This is a genomic window from Bradyrhizobium sp. STM 3566 (assembly GCF_045571445.1).
In the GTDB taxonomy this organism is placed as follows: domain Bacteria; phylum Pseudomonadota; class Alphaproteobacteria; order Rhizobiales; family Xanthobacteraceae; genus Bradyrhizobium; species Bradyrhizobium vignae.
In genome coordinates this window covers 3,991,033-4,010,323 of record NZ_CP120692.1, presented here as the reverse complement: position 1 = coordinate 4,010,323, position 19,291 = coordinate 3,991,033, and the positions used below count along the sequence as shown (strand labels likewise).

16 protein-coding genes and 2 pseudogenes are annotated in these 19,291 nt (G+C 64.4%); 10 read left to right on the top strand and 8 right to left on the bottom strand.

Annotated features, from left to right (window positions below; translation table 11 throughout):
• The first annotated feature begins 24 nt into the window (after nt 1-24).
• From prfB to P6U27_RS19320, 4 genes and pseudogenes are all read left to right on the top strand, one after another.
• Nucleotides 25-1,156 (top strand): peptide chain release factor 2 gene (gene prfB / locus P6U27_RS19335; RefSeq protein ID WP_122403426.1). Its coding sequence is split into 2 segments (ribosomal slippage): nt 25-93 and nt 95-1,156, totalling 1,131 coding nucleotides; the frame shifts between segments, so codons are not numbered across the junction.
• Between the two features lie 2 nt (nt 1,157-1,158).
• Nucleotides 1,159-2,040, top strand: coding sequence for an NAD(P)-dependent oxidoreductase (locus P6U27_RS19330; protein ID WP_122403425.1), 882 nt, complete (start codon nt 1,159-1,161; stop codon nt 2,038-2,040).
• Nucleotides 2,041-2,180: 140 nt separating this feature from the next.
• Nucleotides 2,181-3,127: pseudogene (locus P6U27_RS19325) on the top strand (DMT family transporter).
• 66 nt (nt 3,128-3,193) lie between these two features.
• Nucleotides 3,194-4,429: an ABC transporter substrate-binding protein gene (locus tag P6U27_RS19320; RefSeq protein ID WP_407192347.1), complete on the top strand. Its 1,236-nt coding sequence runs from the start codon at nt 3,194-3,196 to the stop codon at nt 4,427-4,429.
• Between the two features lie 18 nt (nt 4,430-4,447).
• On the opposite strand, the gene P6U27_RS19315 is transcribed toward P6U27_RS19320, so the two are convergent.
• Nucleotides 4,448-5,803, bottom strand: a complete 1,356-nt coding sequence (locus P6U27_RS19315; protein ID WP_209295864.1) for a M23 family metallopeptidase — start codon at nt 5,801-5,803, stop codon at nt 4,448-4,450.
• Nucleotides 5,804-5,914: 111 nt separating this feature from the next.
• Nucleotides 5,915-6,604 (bottom strand): redoxin domain-containing protein, encoded by a 690-nt coding sequence (locus P6U27_RS19310; RefSeq protein WP_407192346.1) that lies wholly within the window; start codon nt 6,602-6,604, stop codon nt 5,915-5,917.
• 195 nt (nt 6,605-6,799) lie between these two features.
• On the opposite strand from P6U27_RS19310, the gene P6U27_RS19305 reads away from it, so the two are divergent.
• Both P6U27_RS19305 and P6U27_RS19300 read left to right on the top strand, forming a co-directional pair.
• Nucleotides 6,800-10,609, top strand: a complete 3,810-nt coding sequence (locus tag P6U27_RS19305) for a DUF3971 domain-containing protein (RefSeq protein WP_407192345.1) — start codon at nt 6,800-6,802, stop codon at nt 10,607-10,609.
• 25 nt (nt 10,610-10,634) lie between these two features.
• Nucleotides 10,635-10,817, top strand: coding sequence for a hypothetical protein (locus tag P6U27_RS19300; RefSeq protein ID WP_407192344.1), 183 nt, complete (start codon nt 10,635-10,637; stop codon nt 10,815-10,817).
• Here the strand turns inward: P6U27_RS19300 and P6U27_RS19295 are convergent.
• The 5 genes and pseudogenes from P6U27_RS19295 to tyrS all read right to left on the bottom strand — a co-directional run bounded on the left by P6U27_RS19295 (nt 10,743) and on the right by tyrS (nt 14,689).
• Nucleotides 10,743-10,907, bottom strand: a complete 165-nt coding sequence (locus P6U27_RS19295; protein WP_407194546.1) for a hypothetical protein — start codon at nt 10,905-10,907, stop codon at nt 10,743-10,745. The genes P6U27_RS19300 and P6U27_RS19295 overlap by 75 nt on opposite strands.
• A gap of 185 nt (nt 10,908-11,092) precedes the next feature.
• Nucleotides 11,093-11,227: pseudogene (locus tag P6U27_RS19290) on the bottom strand (hypothetical protein); the annotation flags it as partial.
• A 282-nt stretch (nt 11,228-11,509) separates the two neighbouring features.
• Nucleotides 11,510-11,914: a DoxX family protein gene (locus tag P6U27_RS19285; protein ID WP_122403420.1), complete on the bottom strand. Its 405-nt coding sequence runs from the start codon at nt 11,912-11,914 to the stop codon at nt 11,510-11,512.
• A gap of 218 nt (nt 11,915-12,132) precedes the next feature.
• Nucleotides 12,133-13,380, bottom strand: a complete 1,248-nt coding sequence (locus P6U27_RS19280; protein ID WP_407194460.1) for an MFS transporter — start codon at nt 13,378-13,380, stop codon at nt 12,133-12,135.
• Between the two features lie 55 nt (nt 13,381-13,435).
• Nucleotides 13,436-14,689, bottom strand: coding sequence for a tyrosine--tRNA ligase (tyrS, locus tag P6U27_RS19275; protein WP_129142845.1), 1,254 nt, complete (start codon nt 14,687-14,689; stop codon nt 13,436-13,438).
• Nucleotides 14,690-14,854: 165 nt separating this feature from the next.
• Here tyrS and P6U27_RS19270 point away from each other — a divergent pair, with 165 nt between their 5' ends.
• From P6U27_RS19270 to P6U27_RS19260, 3 genes are all read left to right on the top strand, one after another.
• A complete protein-coding gene (locus P6U27_RS19270; protein ID WP_407192343.1) occupies nt 14,855-15,958 on the top strand; it encodes an anhydro-N-acetylmuramic acid kinase in 1,104 nt (367 codons plus the stop codon).
• A 111-nt stretch (nt 15,959-16,069) separates the two neighbouring features.
• Complete coding sequence (locus P6U27_RS19265; RefSeq protein ID WP_122403416.1) at nt 16,070-16,747, top strand: glutathione S-transferase family protein; 678 nt, start codon at nt 16,070-16,072, stop codon at nt 16,745-16,747.
• A gap of 10 nt (nt 16,748-16,757) precedes the next feature.
• Nucleotides 16,758-17,081: a DMT family transporter gene (locus P6U27_RS19260; RefSeq protein WP_407192342.1), complete on the top strand. Its 324-nt coding sequence runs from the start codon at nt 16,758-16,760 to the stop codon at nt 17,079-17,081.
• 9 nt (nt 17,082-17,090) lie between these two features.
• Here the strand turns inward: P6U27_RS19260 and P6U27_RS19255 are convergent, their stop codons facing one another.
• Nucleotides 17,091-17,738, bottom strand: a complete 648-nt coding sequence (locus P6U27_RS19255; protein WP_025036034.1) for an alpha/beta hydrolase — start codon at nt 17,736-17,738, stop codon at nt 17,091-17,093.
• Between the two features lie 330 nt (nt 17,739-18,068).
• Here P6U27_RS19255 and P6U27_RS19250 point away from each other — a divergent pair, with 330 nt between their 5' ends.
• Nucleotides 18,069-19,208: a cysteine desulfurase family protein gene (locus tag P6U27_RS19250; RefSeq protein WP_407192341.1), complete on the top strand. Its 1,140-nt coding sequence runs from the start codon at nt 18,069-18,071 to the stop codon at nt 19,206-19,208.
• The last annotated feature ends 83 nt before the right edge of the window (nt 19,209-19,291 follow it).

Sequence of the window (19,291 nt, the reverse complement as noted above, 5' to 3'; positions counted from 1 at the left end):
ATTTCCGCGAGACCCGAGAACAACATGCGCGCCGAAATCGAACGGTTGGTAGAAGAGATCAAGCAGTCAGTCGGGCTGCTGAGGAGGCATCTTTGACGTCGAGAAATCGACGGCGCGCCTCGCTGAGCTGAACAAGCTCGCAGAAGATCCCAATCTCTGGAACGATCCCCAGAAAGCCCAGAAGCTGATGCAGGAGCGCACCTCGCTGGAGGATGCGCTGTCCGGCATCGGCAAGGTCGAGCAGGAGCTCGAAGACGACATCGGCATGATCGAGCTCGGCGAGGCCGAGGGCGATGACGGTGTCGTTGCCGAAGCCGAAGCCGCGCTGAAAAACCTCAAGAAGGAAGTGGCGCGCCGCGAGCTCGAGGCGCTGCTGTCGGGCGAAGCCGACCGCTTCGATTCCTACCTCGAAGTCCATGCCGGCGCCGGCGGCACCGAGAGCCAGGACTGGGCGCAGATGCTCTTGCGCATGTACACGCGCTGGGCCGAGAACCACGGATTCAAGGTCGAGTACCTCGAGGAGTCCGAGGGCGAAGAAGCCGGCATCAAGTCCGCGACGATCCAGGTCTCGGGGCATAATGCCTATGGCTGGCTGAAGACGGAGGCGGGCGTGCATCGTCTGGTGCGCATCTCGCCGTTCGATTCCAATGCGCGTAGGCACACCTCGTTCTCGAGCGTGCAGGTGTTCCCCGTCATCGACGACAGCATCAAGATTGACATCAAGGAATCCGACGTCCGCACCGACACCATGCGTTCGGGCGGCGCCGGCGGCCAGCACGTCAACAAGACCGAATCCGCGGTGCGCCTGACGCATATTCCGACCGGCGTTGCCGTGGTCTGCCAGGCCGGCCGCTCCCAGCACAAGAACCGGGCACAGGCCTGGGACATGCTGCGCGCGCGGCTTTACGAGATCGAGCTGAAGAAGCGCGAGGAGAAGGCCGCGGCTGACCAGGCCGCCAAGACCGATATCGGCTGGGGTCACCAGATCCGTTCCTACGTGCTGCAGCCCTACCAGATGGTGAAGGATCTGCGCACGGGCGTGCAGACGTCCGACACCGCGGGTGTGCTCGGCGGCGATCTCGACGAGTTCATGGCGGCGACGCTGGCGCAGCGCGCCTTCGGCACGACCGCCGGCGACGTCGAGGACGTGGACTGATTATGCCCCGCGTCGCCTTCATCGGGCTTGGACGGATGGGCCACGGCATGGCCGGCCGCTATCTCGATGCCGGCTTCACCGTGAGCTTGTGGAATCGCAGCAAGGCCAAGGCGGAAGACCTGATTGCGCGCGGCGCGCATTGGGCGACCTCGCCGGAGGACGCCGCGATCGATGCCGACGCGGTCGTGACCATGGTGGCCGATGACGAGGCCTCCCGCGCAGTCTGGCTGGGGCCGAACGGCGCGGCCAAGACCGCGAAGGCCGGCACCATCGCGATCGAGTGTTCCACCGTCTCCTATGACCACGCCCGCGAGATGGGGCGCGAGCTCAACGCGCGCGGGCTGATCTATATCGATTGCCCCGTGACCGGCTTGCCGGACGCGGCGGCGGCCGGGAAGTTGACGCTGCTGGTCGGCGCCGATGCGGCCGATCTCGAGCGTGCGCGGCCCTATCTCGAACCAATCGGCTCGACCATCCGCCATTTCGGCGCGGTTGGCTCCGGCACGGTCTACAAGCTCATCAACAATCTCTTGGGCGCAATCCAGATCGCCGGGCTTGCCGAGGGCCTTGCCATCGCCGAGCAGGCCGGGCTCGACATGAACCTCGTGCTGGAGTCGATCCAGGCGGGCGTGGCCGCAAGCCCGCAGGTGCAGCGCCACTCCAAGCGCATGGTCGCCCGCGATTTTTCCGGCGCGACCTTCACCGCAGCGCTGCGGCACAAGGATGCCGCCTACGCCGTGAAGCTCGCCGAGAGTCTCTTGGCGGACAAGCCGCTGGTCTCGCGCGCTGCAGTCGAGGCTTATGCGCAGGCGAGGGCCGCGCTGCCGGATGACGACGAAGGCAGGATGATCGAGCTGGTGTCGCGGCCGAAGAAGCCGTCCTAGCCCATCGCATCGATGGAATGGCCTCGTCGCTGGATCCATTCCGAGCAACGCTTCTGCAAAACTGTGCTTCAACGGAAATCGGGTGGCACTATCAGTCGTGCCGTTCTATGCGGACGGACTTGGCCGCCGAGGCGAGACGCATGCCCCCGAACGACAAGCGGATCGATGCGCGCGACTGGTCGTTGCTCGTTGTGCTCTCAATTCTCTGGGGCGGCTCGTTCTTCTTCAACGGCGCGGCGTTGCGGGAGTTGCCGCCGCTGACGCTGGTGTTTCTGCGCGTTGCGCTCGGCGCGGCCCTGCTGCTGCCGTTGCTACGCATGCAGGGAATCGGCTTTCCCAAGAGCTGGGCGGACTGGACGCCGTTTGTCGCGATCGGGCTGCTCATCAACGTCATCCCGTTCTCGTTCATCGTGATCGGCCAGACATTCATTCCGAGCGGGCTGGCGTCGATCCTGAACGCGACCACGCCGATGTTCACGATTGTCGTCATGATTGCAGCGGGCGAGGAGGCCTTGCAGATGCGCCGCCTGGCCGGGGTAGCGTTGGGCCTTGCCGGCGTGATGCTGTTGCGTGGATGGGGCTTCGAGACAAGGCCGGGGCAGGGGCTCGGCATCCTGCTTTGCCTTGGCGGCGCACTGAGCTATGGCTTTGCGGCGCTGGCGGCGCGGCGATTGCTGAAGGACGCAGCGCCACTGGGGACGGCCACGTTTCAACTGATGGCGTCGACGGTGATGGTGGCGGTCGTCGCTGGCGTGGTGGAGCAGCCATGGCGCCTTGCAACCCCGGCGTCGCGACGTGGCTCGCCGTGCTCGGCCTCGCTGCTCTGTCGACGGCACTCGCCTATATCGTCTTCTTCCAGATCATCCGGCGTTCGGGCGCGAGCAATGTGATGCTGGTGACGCTGCTCATTCCCGTCACCGCCATCCTGCTGGGCTGGCTGGTGCTGGGTGAGCCCATCTCCAGCCGCGAGATCGCGGGCGCCATCGTCGTCGGCAGTGCGCTGCTGGTGATTGACGGGCGCACTTTGCACCTGCTGCGGCGCGTCGTGGGGTTCAATTCCGCCGTTTCACCACGCGGAAAATCGTGACGCTTGCCAGCCGCTGTCCTCCTTGCGACACTCCAGCAAAACAAAAATACAATAGGGGAGAGAACGATGCCGGGTCGTCGCAAGAATCTCGCTGCCCTCGCCATGCTTGTTGCCGGAGCGCTCGTCGCGACGCCGGGTTTGGCGCAGAAGAAATATGACCCCGGCGCCAGCGACACCGAGATCAAGATCGGCAACATCATGCCTTATAGCGGGCCGGCGTCATCCTATGGCGTGATCGGCAAGACCGAGGCCGCCTATTTCAAAATGATCAACGACCAGGGCGGCATCAACGGACGCAGGATCAACTTCATCAGCTATGACGATGCCTATTCGCCGCCGAAGGCGATCGAGCAGGCGCGCAAGCTGGTCGAGAGCGACGAGGTGCTGCTGATTTTCCAGGCGCTCGGCACCCCCTCGAACTCCGCGATCATGAAATACATGAACGCCAAGAAGGTGCCGCAGCTCTTCGTCGCCTCCGGCGGCACCAAGTTCGGCGATCCCAAGAATTTCCCGTGGACCATGGGCTTTCAGCCGAACTACCAGAGCGAAGGGCGGATCTACGCAAAATACATCCGCGACAAGTTTCCGAACGGCAAGATCGCGGTGTTCTGGCAGAACGACGACGCCGGCAAGGACCAGTTCAAGGGCCTGAAGGACGGGCTCGGCGACAAGGTCGGCATGATCATCGCCGACAAGTCCTACGAGGTCAGCGATCCCTCGATCGACTCGCAGATCGTGGCCCTGCACGATTCCGGCGCCGACATCTTCTTCTCATGGGCCGCGCCGAAGGGCTCCGCGCAGGCGATCCGGAAGGTGGGTGAGCTCGGCTGGAAGCCGAAGTTCTTCCTTGCCAACACCGCAACGTCAGTCGCATCGGTGCTCAAGCCCGCCGGGCTCGACTATGCCAAGGACATCATCTCGACTGCTTACCTCAAGGACCCGACCGACCCGACCTGGGACAAGGACCCTGCGGTGATCAAGTGGCGCGAGTTCATGGACAAATATTATCCTGACGGCGACAAGGCCAACGCCAACAACATCTACGGCTATGTGCAGGCCGAGGCGGTGGCGCAGGTCCTGAAGCAGTGTGGCGACAATCTCACCCGCGAGAACGTCATGAAGCAGGCGGCCAACCTGAGGGATTTCCACACCGACCTGATGCTGCCTGGCATCACGGTCAACACCTCACCGGACGATTATTTTCCGATCGAGCAGATGCAGCTGATGCGCTTCAACGGTCATGCGTGGGAGCTGTTCGGCGACGTCATCACCGGCGAGGTCGGCCACGAGCGCAGCCAGTGATCGTCAGCGCTTTCCGCGCTAGCCCGCGCTGAGACGCACGCCGGCGCGCAAGAACTTCTGCGGATCCACCGCTTCGCCTTCGATGCGGGTTTCGTAGTGCAGATGCGGACCGGTGGAACGGCCAGTGGACCCGACGAGCCCGACGACCTGGCCGATCTTCACGATCTCGCCGACCTTGACGTTGATCTCGGATAGATGTCCGTAGCGGGTCGAAAGCCCGTTGCCGTGGTCGACCTCGACCATGCGGCCGTAGCCGCCGGACCAGCCGGCGGAAACCACCTTGCCGTAGGCGGTGGCGCGGACGGGGTCACCCGTGGCAGCGCGGAAATCGAGGCCGGTGTGCATAGCGGGCCGGCCCAGGAAGGGATCGCTGCGCACGCCGAAGCCGGAGGTGAACTCGACCTCGCCGATGACGGGCTTGCGGTAGGGCACCAGCGCCAGCGTGCGGTTGAGACGGTCCATCTCGGCGCGCGTGGTGTTGATGCGATAGAGCTGCTTCTCGAACGGTCCGGCATTGGCCGTCAGCTTGACGGGGACGAACGGCCCGCCCATCGCGGAGCGCGGCACGGCGGCTTCGAGATGGGCAAGGTTCAGGCCGAGATCGCTGACCACGCCGCGCATCCGGCGCATGCGTGAATCCATGCTTTCCTCGACGGCGTTGAGCGCCGCCATCTGGCGCCGCTCGACCTGATCAAGCGATGTCGTGAGCCGGACCAGGACGTTGTCGAAACCCTGGTTCTTGGCGAATTGGTTGGTCGGCGCCGCCACGACGGTCGGCGCGCGCGATTCGAGACGCGCTTCGCGATCCGGCGGCGCCACGAAGATCACGGTGTCGCTGATCGGCGACGGCTTCGGCGTGGTTTGACTCGAATCGCCGCGCTGCGGGGCGGCGCGGGGAATCGAGCCGGTGACGTCGGGCATGGCCCCGAGCGCCGTGGCCCGGGACTCCAGCGCCGTCTGTCGCTTCATAATCTGGTCGAGCTTCTGGTCGAACTGTTCCTGGTCGAGCAGCTGGCGGCTGGTGGTGCGGTCGACCTTGGCGCGAAGCTCGGCAATACGGTCCTCATAAGCGTATTGCATCTCGGCCTGACGGGCGATCAGCCGGGTCAGGACGTCATCACGGAACGCAAAATAGGTGGCCGTCGCTGCCGACCACAGCCCGAGCAGCACCACGGTGCCGACCACGATCCAGAACACCACAGGGCCGAAGCGAACCTGCTTGCCGGCATGGACGATGGTGTAGGCATCGTCGGTAGCGGGCAGGGGAATCGCGGTTGCCGCCGCCGCGGCGGCCGGACGGCGCTGGAAGGCCCGACCGTGGTCGTGAGGATGATGTTGGGGGTAGTGCGAGTATTGGACAGAACTTTTCGACATCGGCACTCCCGCGCCGGTCGGATGGGTTCCTTGCGGCTCAATTGCCGCAGCAATCTGGGCTGGTCATGGTTAATTTTCCGGAAATAGGAGCGCGCGAATTTAAAGGACTGGTTAAAGGCTTCTTGCCGCCTCCAGCACCTCGTCGGCATGGCCGTCGACCCGGACGTTACGCCAGACCCGGGCCACCTTACCGTCCGCCCCGACCAGTACCGTGGTGCGAAGAATCCCCAGGAAGCTCTTGCCGTACATGGATTTTTGGCCCCATGCCCCATAGGCTTCCAGCATCTCATGTTTCTCGTCGGAGATGAGAGGAACGCCGAGCCTGTGCTTGTCGCGGAACTTCTCCTGGGCCTTTAACGGATCGGCGGAGATGCCGAGCACGGCGGTGCCGGCGGCAGCGAAGGCGCCGACTAGGCGGGTGAAGTCGATCGCCTCCCTTGTGCAGCCGGGAGTGTCGGCGCGGGGATAGAAGAACAGGACCAGCTTTCGGCCGGCATAGTCCGCCAAGGTGACCACGTCGCCGCCGTCGCGAGGCAGGCGGAACGCGGGGGCCTTTTGGCCCTCGGCCAAAGCGGACTTCGCCGTAGCGGGCGGGGCGGCCGATTTGGATGACTTTAACTGTTTCGAGGCGGCCTTATGCGATCCTGCTTTTGCTATGGTCCCGGTTGATTTGCGTGCCGGTGTCCGCTGTGTTTTCGCGGATCTTGTTTGAGTCGCGGCCCGCGTTTTTGCGGTCTTCTTTTTCGCTGTCGGACTGCCGGAGGACGTTTTGGACGATTTCTTTCGGGATTTCTTGGACATACGCCTTCCTTTCGACGCTTTCGGCGGGTCAACCGAAGCGGTATTGCAGCTCTCGTCCGGCGTGCCGGAATCGCGCCCTCGGCTGGGCAAGTCTGACGACGCCGGAGTATGGTTACAAGGAATTCCACACACCACCCCACTGCTCGTTGAACGCGCTCCCGGGGCGAAATGACGAACAGCAGGAATATTCGAGGTATGGCGGCAGTGCCGCCGCAGGGAGCTTCACTTCCCGCGGACGGCTGCGGTCCCGGCAGCGCTCAATCCAATGACGGGCGCCTGTATCGAGAGGCAATGGCAAGGAATACGTCGCCCCAGGACTACAACCGGGATTTCGATCGGCGCGGCGGCCAATATGAGCCGCAGGAATGGGATGACGCCGACTGGGATCCGGATCAGGAAGCGGCGGCGGGCTATCGCGCACGCCGGTTGCTGGCGCGTTCCGGGTCGGGCTTCCATCGGTTCGGTGACGGATTCGGCGCGTTACGCCGCTGGGTGGGTGGCGGCCGCTGGCTGAAGCGCATGGCCGTGGTCGTCGGCACCCTGGTCGTCATTTTCGTCGGCTGCTTTGGTGCGCTGTGGTGGCGGCTCGGTGCCGGTCCGATCAATCTCGACATCGCCACGCCATGGCTGGCGGCTGCGATCGAGGACAATATCGGCCACGGCAACACGGTTGAGGTCGGCGGCACCCAGATCGAGCGCGCCGGCCGGGTCCGAGTCGCCGTCCGCATCCGAGACATCATCGTTCGCGACCGCGATCACGCCATCGTCGCCAGCGCGCCGAAGGCCGAGGTGAAGCTGTCGGGTGCAGCCCTCCTGATGGGGCACCTGCGCGCCGAGAGCCTCAACCTCGTCGATGCCGAGCTCGCAATCCGCATCGCGCCTGACGGGACTGTCACCGTGTCCGCCGGCGACACCGCAAAGCCGCTGGCGACCGGTGTCGCATCGAAGAAGGACGCGGGCCTGCCGCCGACATTCCCGCGTAACGGTGTCCCGCCGCCGCCATTCGCGACCGCGCCTGCGAGCCCGGAGGTGTCGCAGGCCGTACCGCAGGCGACCGCGCAGAGCGGCATCCTCCAGGGCCTCGACTGGCTCGATAGTCTGAGCATGACCGGCCTCGACGGCCAGAACCTCAACGAGATCGGTCTGAAGAACGGCAATCTGATCGTCGACGATCAGCAGCGCGGCAGCAAATGGTCGTTTGAGAACATCACGCTCAGCCTGCGCCGGCCGAGCCACGGCGGCGTCGCGCTCAGCCTCGGCGAGGAGGGCGCGCGCCCGTGGATGTTGCGCGCCACGATCGGCCCGGCCGAGAACGGCGTGCGTTCGGTCGACATCAAGGCCGACAAGGTCTCGACCTCCAACATCCTCTTGGCGCTGCGGGTGAAGGACCTCACCTACACCGCCGACCTGCCGCTGACGGGCGAGCTCAAGGGTGAGCTCGGCCGCGACGGCGTGCCGACGTTTTTCCGCGGCAAGATCGCGGTCGGCGCCGGCAACATCATCGACAGCGACACGCCCGACTATCCCATGGGAATCGACTCGGCCGAGATCAACGTCGAATGGGATGCGAACCGGCGGGTGCTGGTCGCACCATTCAAGATTCTCTCCGGCGCGAACCGCCTGACGCTGCTGGGTCATCTGGAGCCGCCCAACGGCACCACCAACGACTGGCAGCTCGGCTTCAGCGGGGGTTCGATCCTGCTCGGCGGCATCGACAACGAGCCGCCGCTCGTGTTCAACCGCATCGCGATCGGCTTCCGCTTCGATACCGACCACAAGCGCATCTTGCTGACGCAGGCCGATGTCTCAAACGGCGAGATCGGCGTCGCCGGCACCGGCGCGCTCGACTATTCGGGCGAGCCGCGGCTGACCCTCGGCTTTGCGGGAACGCCGATGTCGGCCTCCGCCTTGAAGCGGATGTGGCCGACGCTGATCGTGCCCGAATTGCGTGAATGGGTGATCGAACGGATCGAGCGCGGAACGCTCCAGCGCATCGAGATCGGCGTGAACTCGCCGACCAGGAACCTGCCGCGCAAGGGCCCGCCCATTCCGGACGACGGTCTGTCGGTGAACATCGTCGCGAGCGGCGTCGCGGTCCGCCCGGTGGATGGCATGCCGGTGGTGCGCGATGCCGATTTGAAGGCGCGCGTGACCGGACGCACTGCGACCGTGAACATCGGGCAGGGGGTTGCGGATACGCCCTCCGGCCGCAAGGTCACGATCTCCGACTTCGTGTTCGAGGTGCCTGATATGGCGCCCAAGCCGTCGCCGTCGCGGAGCAGGTTCCGTGTCGAAGGCTCGGTGCCGGCGGCCGCCGAGATGCTCGCCAATGATCGGCTGAGCGATCTGTCGGCAACCGTCGTCGATCCCAATACCAGCAAGGGAACGTTCTCCGCGAACATCCAGCTCGGCATGCCGGTCAAGGGCGAGCTGACCAAGGCTGATACCGCCTATGCCGTCAGCGCCGAGCTCAACGGCTTTGCCGCCGACAAGCTGGTGATGAACCAGAAACTCGAGGCCAACAACCTCAAGATATCAGCCAGTAACCAGGGCTACCAAGTCAAGGGCGACGTCAAGATCAACGGCCAGGCGGCCTCGCTCGACTATCGCAAGCCGGCCGAGGGCGATGCGGATGTCAGGTTGCAGGCGACGCTGGACGATGCCAGCCGCGCGCGCCTGGGATTCGATCTCAGCCCCGCCGTCAGCGGATCATTGCCGATCAAATTGTCGGGCAAGATCGCCAGCGGCCCGGATCAGACGACGAAGCTCGGCGTCGAGGCCGACCTGACCTCGGTCAAGCTCGACAACATCCTGCCCGGCTGGGTCAAGCTGCCGGGCAAGTCCGGCAAGGCCACTTTCAAGGTGGTGCCGACGGCCCAATCGACGCGCCTGGAAGACATCGTCGTCGAAGGCGGCGGCGCCTCGATCAAGGGCTCGCTCGAGGTCGACGCCAACGGCGAGCTCATGAACGTCAATTTCCCGACGTATTCGCCGTCTGACGGCGACAAGACCTCATTGAAGGCCGAACGCGGTCAGGACGGCGTGCTGCGCGGCACGATGCGTGGCGACGTCTTCGACGGCCGGGGCTTCCTGAAGTCGGCAATCTCGGGCAATTCGAAGGATGACGCCAAGAACAGGATGAAGAACGTCGATTTCGATATCGACGTGAAGCTTGGTGCCGTCGCCGGCTTCAACGGCGAGGCGATGCGCAGCGTCGATGCCAAGATGTCGAAACGCAACGGCGCGATCAAAGCCTTCACGCTCAGCGGCAAGATCGGCCGCGACACGCCGGTGGCAGCCGATCTGCGCGGTGGCCGCGCCCAGGGCAACCGCGAAGTGATCTATCTCCAGACAAACGATGCGGGCGCGCTGCTGCGCTTCACCGATATCTACACCAAGGCGGTCGGTGGCCAGATGGTCGTGGCGATGGAGCCGCCGACCTCCGAGCCGAACACGGCGCGCGAGGGCCTCATCAACGTGCGCGACTTCACGGTGAAGGGCGAGGCGCAGCTGGAGCGCGTCGCGGCAGGCGCGCCGAACGGCACCGGCAACGGCGTCTCCTTCAACGCGCTGCGCGCCGAGTTCACCCGGCAAAACGGCGCGCTCACGATCCGCGACGGCGTGGTCAAAGGCCCCATGATCGGTGCCACCATCGAGGGCTCGATCGATTATCCCGGCAACCAGGTGTGCATGAGCGGCACCTTCGTGCCGATGTATGGCGTGAACAACATCTTCGGCCAGATCCCGCTGTTCGGCATCTTCCTCGGCGGCGGCAACAATGAGGGGCTGATCGGCGTGACCTATGAGGTCGTCGGCACCCCGGCCGCGCCCGTGATGCGCGTCAATCCGATCTCCGCGATGGCACCCGGCCTTTTCCGCAAGATCTTCGAATTCAACACCGGCAAGCAGAACTCGCCGTTCGATGAATTCCCGTCTCAGTCGAATGACGGCTCGACTGGATCGACACGACAGCTGTCGAGCGGTTGCAGCCTCGCGCGGCGTTAGGAGCGGGCTGCTTTATTACGGCGTCATGGCCGGGCTTGTCCCGGCCATCCACGCCTCACCATACGGCATCAAGAACGTGGATGCCCGGGACAAGCCCGGGCTGACGGCGATCGCTTGGAGCGTTGTGTGGCTCCTACGCCGCGCGCACGCCCTTCAGGAACGTTCCGACCTCGCCGGAGAGCTGTTCGGCCTGCTTGGAGAGATTTGAGGCTGCCGCGAGCACGATGCCAAGATCCACCGTCAAGGCGCGCACGTCGGCGTCGATGTCGTCGACATAAAGGCCGTAGCTGATCGTCACGTTCCAGGGCGCGAACTTGCGCGCGAACACGGTCTTGCGGACCGGCTCGGTCCGGCCGGGACGCGGATGCGGATAGAGATAGGAGGTGACGCCGCCCTGCGCGGTCTCGCTGCCGGCCTGGCGTCGGCGATCAGCACGCCGTTGGAATCCTTGGCGCCGGTGATCTTGCCTTCGAGCTGTTGATCGGCGCCATGCACGACGAGCGCGCCATCCTGATTGTAGCCCACCGGATAGCCCTGGTTGCCGTTGACGTTCATGCGGCGGCCGCGCTGATGGAACAGGCTCTTGGCCTCGGCCGGCGTCAGCTTGCCCGCGGTCACCTCGTCCTGGAGCGCTTGGGCGTAGTTGTGGAGGAGCTCGACGGCCCATTTGAGGAAGGGAATCGATCTTGGGTTTTGGCAGCTAAATTAGAGATATGGACGGACCTGCAATGACTCGATTCGTTCATCGCATCATCATGTCTCTGCTGCTCGTCGCGGCCCTCGTTCTGATCTGGAACGTGCTGGGGGCGCGCTGAGACGGCACCGCCGGTCTGCCGGTGCCGTCGTCCTTGCAAGCTATGATGGCTGTGTCTGCGCGGCGCGAATGCGCCGCCCCGGCGGCTATTTCTTGCCCATGGCGGCATCGACGCTGACCGGGCCGGCGCCGGCTGCCGAGAGGTACAGGCATGCGAAGCAGAACAGGATCGCGGCGGTGCCGCCGTTGAGCAACGGCAGGAAGACCGGCGTCTCGCCCTTGAACATGTGGCCCATGAAGTAGGCGAAGGCCATTTCACCCGAGAGGATGAAAGCCGCGAGGCGGGTGAACAGGCCGACCATCAGGAGCCCGCCGAGCACAAGCTCGAGCGTGCCGGCCGCGTAGATCAGCGGCGGGATGTTCGCGAAGTAGGGGAGCACCGGGAACTTGAACAGTTTGGCGACGCCATACTGGAACAGCAAGAGGCCGGTGATGAAGCGAAACAGGCTCAGGAGAACCGGTTGAAAGCGAGTGAGATAAGGAAAGTCCATTGGTTTGCCCTCCATCCAATGCTGCGACTTGGACCGTATTCGGTCCTGGCTCGCAAGCCACCCGGGACCAATTCCGCGCTGACATTTTCGTCATGTCCACAAAACACCGCAGGCCCGGCCTTCAGCCTCGCGCGACTCGCATTTTTTGCGCGTGTTCACGCCGCAGCCGTCAGTAGTTCCCCGGTGACGTGAATTCGCGCAGGTTACCTCTGAGAGACCTACTCCCGCAAAGCGGGGACGACCAGGAACGGAATCATGCCCAGCACGACGCTCGCAAGTGCGAAGACGAGCAGGAGATTGTAGCCGTGCGTGGCATCGTGAATCAGGCCGCCGCTCCATGAGCCGAAGGCCGAGCCGAGGCCGCTGCCGATCGAGATCGTGCCGTAGATCGTGCCAACGCGCTTGCCACGAAAAATCTTCATCGCGGTTGCGGTGATCAGCGGCCCGCGGGAGCCCATCATGCTGCCGAAGCAGACGACGAAGCCGGTGAGCAGGATGACGTTGGGATAATGCTGCAGCAGCCAGAGCAGAACAATGCCGAGGATCGAGATCGCGTAGCTGAGCAGCACCGATGGCCGGCGCCCGATCAGGCCGTCGAGCACGGAGACGCCGAGCATGCCGAACACCAGGACGACGCCGGAGAAGCCCCATGCGGTCGCAGCCTGGAGCGGCGGGAAGCCGGCGTCGATCAGATACGCCACGATCTGCGCCGCGATCGAATACATGCCGACCGCGGTGAAGAAGAAGGTCGAGAACAGCGCCCAGAAGGCATGATGACGCATCGCGCTCACAAGCGTCCAGCCGCTGTCGACGAAATCCGGATCGCTCCTCTTGGAGACGTGCGGCGAGCCGGCCGCGAACATGCGCCAGGGCAGCAGCAGCAGCGGCACCAGCAGCGCGAGCGCGGCGAGGCCGTAGACCTGGTAGGTCTCGCGCCAGCCGAGATGATCGATCAGAAGCTGCGAGGCCGGCAGCAAGGCCAGCACGCCGCCGCCCATCGCCGAATAGACCACCGCCATGGCGGTCGGCAGCTTTGGGCCGAACCAGCGGCCGAGCAGGATCGAATTGGGCACATTGCCGATGAAGGCGACGCCGATGCCGACGCAAACGCCGATCGAGAGCTGGAATTGCCAGAGTGCGTGCGCTTGGCCCGCGATCAGGAAGGCGGAGCCAAGCAGGAACAGGCCGAGCGCATACACGATGCGCGGACCGGAATGATCGAACAGGCGGCCGACCAGCGGCGCTGTCAGCCCGCTGATGAGCCACGTCAGTGAGTAGATCGAGACGGCCTGGGCGCGATCCCAGCCAAGATTTTCGGAGATCGGCTTGAGGAAGACGGTGAAGCTCTCGCTTAAGCCGCGGCCAAGAACAGCCAGCGTAAAGCACAACCCGAGCACCACGAGTGCGGTGCGTACCGCATCTCGCTGAGCTGCCCCACCTTGTTCCCTGGGCGTGTTCTGGTCCATTGCCGTCAGGGAGCGCGCTTCGGTGCGCCCTGACAAGCATCAAAAGCTCATACGCCTATGCAGGCCTGATGAGCACGTGCTTCTTCTTGCCGAAGGACAGCTTGATCACGCCTTCCGGCGTCAGATTGCCCGCCGACAGGGCCATCTTCTCGTCGGTAACGGGCGCATCGTTGACGCGCAGGCCGCCGCCCTTGATCTGGCGCCTCGCTTCGCCGTTGGAGGCGACGAGGCCTGCCTTCACGAAAGCGCTGAGCACGCCAAGCCCGGTGTCGAGCTCGCCGCGCGGAATTTCCACCGTCGGCAGGCTCTCGGCGAGCGCGCCTTCCTCGAAGGTGCGGCGTGCGGTCTCCGCAGCTTCGTTCGCGGCGTCGCGGCCGTGCAGCAGCGCCGTTGCCTCGGTCGCGAGCACCTTCTTGGCCTCGTTGATCTCCGAGCCGCCGAGCGCCTCGAGCTTCTTGATCTCGGCGAGCGGCAGTGTCGTGAACAGTTTTAGGAACTTGCCGACATCGGCGTCCTCGGTGTTGCGCCAGTATTGCCAGAAGTCATAGGGCGAGAACTGGTCGGCGTTGAGCCAGACCGCGCCTTGCGCGGTCTTGCCCATCTTGGCGCCCGACGCGGTCGTCAGCAGCGGTGTCGTCAGCGCGAACAGCTGGTGCGTGCCCATGCGGCGGCCGAGATCGACGCCCATGATGATGTTGCCCCACTGATCCGAGCCGCCCATCTGGAGGCGGCAGCCGGTGCGCTTGGCGAGCTCGACGAAGTCGTAGGCCTGGCAGACCATGTAGTTGAACTCGATGAAGCTCATCTCGTGCTCGCGCTCGAGACGCAGCCGAACGGAGTCCATGGTCAGCATGCGGTTGACCGAGAAATGCCGGCCGATGTCGCGCAGCATCTCGATCCAGTTCAGCTTGGTCAGCCACTCCGCATTGTCGAGCATGATGGCGTCGCTCTTGCCCTCGCCATAGCGCAGCACCTTGGCGAACACGCCGCGGATCGATTCCTTGTTGGCCTCGATCTCGGCAATGGTGCGCATCGCGCGCGTCTCGTCCTTGCCGGAGGGATCGCCCACCATGGTGGTGCCGCCGCCCATCAGCGTGATCGGCTTGTTGCCGGACTGCTGCAGCCAGTGCAGCATCATCATGGTCAGGTAATTGCCGATATGCAGCGAGCGGGCGGTGCAATCGTAGCCGACATAGGCGATGGCTTCGCCCTTCGCGGCAAGCGCATCGAGCCCCTCGAAATCGGAGCATTGGTGGATGAATCCACGTTCCTGCAGGGTGTTGAGGAAATCCGATTTAAATGCAGTCATCTGTCGGCGTGCCTGACAATTCTTGGTTTACTGTTTTGGGGGCAATTTAAGGGTCTTGCATGGGAACTCGATTGCTGCCCGCCACTTGGCGCTGTGGCATTATAAGATGTGTCCCTCTGGCACAAGATCGGCATGCCAGGGCGGGTCTCTTGAGGACGCTGATCCATGATGTTGACGACACTCGGTTTGATGAGCGGCACCTCGCTGGATGGGGTGGATGTCGCGCTGATCGAAACCGACGGAAAACATCTGAAGGCGTTCGGGCCATCCGGTTACCGGCCGTACAGCCCGGCCGAGCGCAACCTGCTGCGTCAGGCGCTGAGCGAGGCCGTGCATCTGCAGCAACGCGACGCCCGCCCGGGCATTCTGGCCGAGGCCGAGCGTGCGGTGACGCGGGCCCATGCCGAGGCGGTCGCTGCCTTCCTCGCCCAGAACCGGATGAGGGCGGAGGACATCGACATTGTCGGCTTCCACGGCCAGACCGTGCTGCACCGGCCCGAAAGACGGCTGACGGTGCAGATTGGCGACGCGCCGGCGCTGGTCAGGGCCATCCATATCCCCGTGATGCATGATTTCCGCGCCGCCGATGTCGAGGCCGGCGGGCAGGGCGCGCCGCTCGTGCCGGTCTACCACCGGGCACTGGCACATTCGCTCGAGCGCGAGGGGCCGATCGTCGTGGTCAATATCGGCGGCGTCTCCAACATCACCTATATCGACGGCAACGACACGCTGATCGCCTGCGACACCGGCCCCGGCAACGCGCTGCTCGACGATTTCATGTACCGCACCATGAACAAGGCGTTCGATGCTGAAGGCAAATTCGCAGCACTCGGCAAGGTGGATGAAGCCTGGATCGCCCGGGCGCTGGAGCTGCCGTTCTTCGCAAGCCCGCCGCCGAAATCGCTCGACCGCAACGATTTTGCCGTGCTCAAGCTCGGTGAGGTGGCACCGGCCGACGGCGCCGCGACGCTGACCGCGTTCACCGCCGCCGCCATCGCCCGCGTCATCCCGCTCTTGCCGCGCCGGCCGCGGAGCTGGATCGTGTGCGGCGGCGGCGCCCGCAATCTCACCATGCTGCGGATGCTGCGGGAGCGGGTGGGCTCGGCCACAGTCGAGGCCGCCGAGACGCTCGGCTGGGCTTCCGATGCCATCGAGGCGCAGGCCTTCGGCTTCCTCGCGGCGCGTGGCCTGAAAGGCCTGCCACTGTCCTATCCCACGACCACGGGCGTGCCGATGCCGATGACCGGCGGGGTGATCGCCAGACCCTGACCATGACTGCCTGAGGTCACAGGCAGTTGATGCAAATGCATCTATTCTTGACCGCGGGATGCAAATGCATCTATTTTGGATGCAGTTGCATCTAACCGCCGGGATCGCGCCATGACCGCATCACTGAAACTGATCAGCCACAAGCTTTGCCCCTACGTGCAGCGTGCCGTGATCGCGCTGAAGGAAAAGGGGGTGCCGTTCGAGCGGATCGATATCGATCTCGCCAACAAGCCCGACTGGTTTCTTAAGCTCTCGCCGCTCGGCAAGGTGCCGGTGCTGGTGGTGACGACCGACAAGGGCGAGGTCGCGCTGTTCGAGAGCAACGTGATCTGCGAGTACATCGAGGAGACGCAAGGCGGCGTGAGGCTGCATCCGGGGGATGCGCTGCAGCGTGCCGAGCACCGCGCCTGGATGGAGTTCGGCTCGGCGATCCTTGGCGACCTCTGGGGGCTGGAGACGACGACCGATCCGGCGACGTTCGAAAGCAAGCGCCAGGCGCTCGTTGCGAAATTTGCGCGCGTCGAAGCCGCGCTCGGCGCAGGCCCGTTCTTCGCCGGCAATGCGTTCAGTCTGGTCGACGCCGTGTTCGCGCCGATCTTCCGCTACTTCGACCTGTTCGACGAACTGACGGAGCACGGCATCTTCAACGATGTGCCGAAGGTCCGTGCCTGGCGCGCGGAGCTCGCGAAACGCCCGAGCGTGCGCAGCGCGGTCGGCGCGGACTATCCGCAATTGCTGCGGGCCTTCCTCGTCCGCCACGACGCGCATCTGCTCAAGCTCGCGGCCTGAGAGCACGCGGATGTCGCCGTCGATGGCCTGGCTCATGCTCGTGATCGCCGGCGCGCTCGATGTCGGCTGGGCGATCTCGATGAAATATGCGGATGGCTACACCCGCATCGGCTGGAGCATCGCTTCGCTGGTGTTGCTCGCCGCTTTCGTCTTCCTGCTCGGGCGCGCCTTGAAGGTGCTCGAGGTCGGCATTGCCTATTCGGTGTGGACCGGCATCGGCGCGGCCGGCACCTTTCTGATGGGGGTGGTGCTGTTCGGCGAGACCTTGAGCGCGATGAAGCTTGCAGGCATCGCGCTCGTCTTGATGGGGATCGTCGCTCTCAAGCTGGCTTGAGCTGCAGACTCACCGCACGTTGGCAAGGCGCATGTCGAGATAGGCCGTGATGGTCTCCATCAACGGCTCGAGCTTGGAATCGAAGAAGTGATTGGCGCCAGGGATGATCTGCTGGTCGATCACGATGCCCTTCTGTGTCTTCAGCTTCTCGACCAGGGTGTTGACGTCCTTGGGCGGCACCACCGCATCCTTCTCGCCATGCACGATCAGGCCCGACGACGGGCAGGGTGCGAGGAAGGAGAAGTCGTAGAGATTGGCCGGCGGCGCGATCGAGATGAAGCCCTCGACCTCGGGGCGGCGCATCAAAAGCTGCATGCCGATCCAGGCGCCGAAGGAGAAGCCGGCGACCCAGCAGGCGCGCGCCTCGGGATTGATGGTCTGCGCCCAGTCGAGCGCGGCCGCCGCATCCGACAATTCACCGGTGCCGTGGTCGAACGAGCCCTGGCTGCGGCCGACGCCGCGGAAGTTGAAGCGCAGCACCGAGAAGCCGCGATGCGCGAAGGCGTAGTAGCACTGGTACACGATCTGATGGTTCATCGTGCCGTGGAACTGCGGATGCGGATGCAGGATCATCGCGATCGGCGCGTTCTTCTGCTTGGCCGGGTGGTAGCGGCCTTCGAGACGGCCAGCAGGGCCGGTGAAAATGACTTCGGGCATCGGTGATCTCTTGATTGATTTCCTGGAGAGATGATCCCTAGCAATCAACCGATTGCGGCCTCGTCGGCAGATGCCGACCGAAGCGCGAAGGACGGGTGAGAAGGCGCGCCTTGCGGTGATGCGCTGAGAGCGCGCGGTGACTTGACGGTGCGCGTTCTAACATAGGCTGAGGGTCAAAAAGCAAGCATCTTAAACATCAACCAATGGGCTCAAGGCGTTAGCGTGTCATGAGCGCGTCACGCCGGCCGCTCATTCGGAATTGGGTTGCCAAGTCCGTGCCTGCAGCCCATGTCGGAAAGATCTCCGCGACGTGAGGTAATATCCTACTCAATGCGAACCCGGGTCTATCTCGATTGGAATGCGACCACGCCGCTCCGCCCGGAAGCGCGGGCTGCGATTCTGGCTGCCTACGATCTGACCGGCAATCCGTCCTCGGTCCATGCCGAGGGGAGGGAGGCGCGAAGGCTGGTCGAGGAGGCCCGCGCCACGCTGGCAGCTGCGGTCGGCGCGCAGCCGCGCAACGTCGTCTTCACCTCCGCTGGAACCGAGGCCAATGCGCTGGCGCTCTCGCCGGGTTTGCGGGGGCGCTCTGGCGGCCCGGTCGAGCGGCTGCTGGTCTCTGCGGTTGAGCATGTATCGGTGCTGGCCGGCGGCCGATTCCCGGCGGACAAGATCGGCCTGATCCAGGTCACGCGCTCCGGCGTGGTCGACCTCGATCATCTGAAGGCGCAGCTCAAGGACGGCCCGCCAGCCCTGGTCTCGATCATGGCCGCCAACAACGAGACCGGAGCGCTCCAGCCCGTCGCCGAGGCTGCAACGATCGTCCACGAGTCCGGCGGCCTGCTGCACGTCGATGCGATCCAGGCGCTGGGAAAAGTCCCGTTCGATATCAATTTGCTAGGCGCTGACCTTGCGACCTTCTCTGCGCACAAGATCGGCGGCCCCAAGGGGGTTGGCGCATTGGTGATGAGCGAAGGGATAGGCGGCCTGGAGCCGGCATTGCGGGGTGGCGGGCAGGAGCTCAACCGTCGCGCCGGAACCGAGAACGTCACGGGGATCGCCGGCTTCGGCGCGGCGGTGAAGGCCGCGCTTCAGGCTCTGCCGGAGGATGCGAAGCGCATGACAAACCTCAGAGATCATTTGGAAAATGGCTTGCGCGGAATTGCCGGGGCGACGATCTTTGCGGACGGCGTGGCGCGGTTGCCGAATACCGTGCTTTTCACCGCGCCAGGCCTGAAGGCCGAAACCGCCGTGATCGGCTTCGATCTGGAGGGCATCGCCGTCTCCTCTGGATCCGCCTGTTCCTCAGGCAAAGTCCAGCCATCCCACGTCCTTTCTGCGATGGGCTATGATCCGGCGGTGGCCCAGGGAGCGGTGCGTCTCAGTCTGGGCTGGTCCACGGAACCAGAGCACATCAATAGGGCGTTAGAGGCTTGGCGAAAGCTTGGTAATACCCTACTTAAGGGCTAAGCGACGAAACACGGCTTGAACGGTTCTAAGCCCGTGCTTTCCGCTGAGAAATATCGTAATACTCGTCCGAGTTTGATCCACCG